1 protein-coding gene, 1 pseudogene and 1 other annotated feature are annotated in these 2,085 nt (G+C 43.8%); the gene and the pseudogene both read right to left on the bottom strand.

Going from position 1 to position 2,085, the window contains the following annotated elements:
* Window positions 1-471 precede the first annotated feature (471 nt).
* Window positions 472-1,404: pseudogene (locus RTR63_RS11700) on the bottom strand (IS3 family transposase); the annotation flags it as partial.
* Window positions 1,102-1,209 (bottom strand) — a sequence feature (AL1L pseudoknot). Its footprint overlaps the pseudogene before it by 108 nt.
* Before the next feature lie 156 nt (window positions 1,405-1,560).
* A partial coding sequence (locus RTR63_RS11695; RefSeq protein ID WP_312524441.1) for a sulfite exporter TauE/SafE family protein occupies window positions 1,561-2,085 on the bottom strand: 525 nt, incomplete at its 5' end.

The following is a 2,085-nucleotide window of genomic DNA, read 5'->3' as shown; positions in this document are numbered from 1 at the left end:
TAAGTCGCTCACTGCTCGTCATTGGGCAGTGCTTTAATTATTGGGTTTGGTATTATATCACCAAAAGCCAGATGGCTCAAAAGGAAAACAGGCAACTACGAAAGAAACTCGAGATTATATCGATGCGCATCCTTATGATTTATCGGGTTATGCAAAGCTTAAATTAACTATTAATACGTGGGATAAACAGAAAAAAGAAAAAACGAATCAACCTAAATTCAGAGGGTTTGGGAGGTAGTTTGATAGGATAATATTTGAAACGCTGTGTCATTTCAAAGGGCTGTGTCATTTCAAAGGATTGTTAACTAAAATGTGTCACCCTTTGAGTTTGAAAAGCGGTATTATGATAATTTAATCCTGTCAGGCAGCATAGCCTGACGTAATTAATGAACAATAGTAGATATTTTCCGTATCCACTACGAGCCTAGCTCTCCGTCTTGCACTCGGGCAAAGCAGGGCTATGCCCGAAGTGGAATCACCTGTGGTACCCACCGATGCGGCAAGCCCTGATTGTTTAAGCCGTTCACCGTATTTAATCGATAGATACTGGCTACCTTTATCGGAATGGTGAATCACTCCGCTTGGTCTACCTCTAGCGTCTAAGGCTTGATTTAGGGCATCTAGAACCAGCTGAGTGTCCATATGATTCGATACTTTCCAACCCACAATAACTCGCTTGAATACGTCGATGACAAAGGCGGTGTACACCCAGTCTGATTTAGTTTTGATGTAGGTAAAATCTGCGACCTGAGGAGCACTGCTCTGCAAGCGTCTTTTCTTGTTTGGGCTATCAGCAGTAAAGTTGCGTTTGACCAAATCATTAGGGTTTTGTTGTCCTGATCGCTGTTTGGTGGTGATTTTGCCTTTACCACGCCATACGCCTTGGATGCCTGCTTGTTTCATGAGCCGTTCAACGCTACAGCGAGCCAGTTTGGGTAAGTCATTCTGTTTGAGTTTGTGCCAAACTTTACGAATGCCATATCGACAGCCACTGGCTTGCCAAATCTGTTTGATTTTCTCCAGTAAGTAGGTATCGCTTTGTTTACGTCGACTTTGCTTTTCTGGGTTATCTTGTTCATCTTTGATGCGATAGTAGGTGGATGGGGCGATTGGCAGGATTCTGCAAATCGAAAGGGCCCCATGGTTGTGTTTTTCGTCATCAATGAATTTGACCATTACTTTGGTTTGCGGTCGAGCTTTGCCTGTGCTTTGAGTAGTAACGATAACAGGATTTTGCCTAGCTAGGTGCTTTTTATGCCATGAGCGTAGGGTTTCGGGTGTGCAGCCAAATTTGGGGGCGATGGCTTGGATGGACGCCCACAGTGAGGGATAATCTTTTTGTGATTCAATCAGTAATTCGACGGCTCGTGTCTTAACTTCTGCCCTGTATTGTTTGCTTTTCATAAGGGTATTGTCTCAGAGTTTTAGGTCTCCGACAATCCAAGTACAGTTCAGTCTTTAAGTGACATATGTATCCTCGCTAAAGAGCGAACCGAATCGTCTTATCATAAGACATATAAACCAAATACGTCAGTGATAAAGTGTGTTAATTTGTGCTTTTTACCAAAAGTAATTTGCCATGTATTCAAAAATACCAAACATCTTTACTCCTGCAATGAGCAACACTACCGCCAGTAATTTATTGAGCATTGGGTCGGCAAGGCGTTTACTGCCATAAGTCGCTCCGACAAAGCCACCCACCAATGCCACCGCCAACCAAATCGGTAATTCGCATGGGAGCTTACCGCCTGTCATCAGCAATCCCAACAGCCCAGACATCGAATTAACCAAAATAAATGCCGAGGCAATTCCTGCCACTACTTTTGGGCTTGCCCAGTTGCTAAACAACAAAATCGGACTCAAAAACACACCACCGCCCACACCTGTCAAACCTGACAACAAACCGAGTATCGAACCGACCACAGCCAACAGCCACTGTGACACAGGTTTTAGTGAATGGTCAGCGGTTAAGACTTTGGCAGATTTGAACGAATAAAGGGCAGAAAATACCAATACTGCCCCCACAATCGGGTTGTAAAAGTAGCTTGGCAAATGGGTCATACCGCCAATAAATGCCATTGGTAC

Origin of the sequence: Moraxella sp. CTOTU47724 (assembly GCF_032014955.1) — a bacterium.
GTDB classification, from domain to species: Bacteria; Pseudomonadota; Gammaproteobacteria; order Pseudomonadales; family Moraxellaceae; genus Faucicola; species Faucicola tetraodonis.
This window is presented reverse-complemented; position numbering and strand designations above follow the sequence as displayed.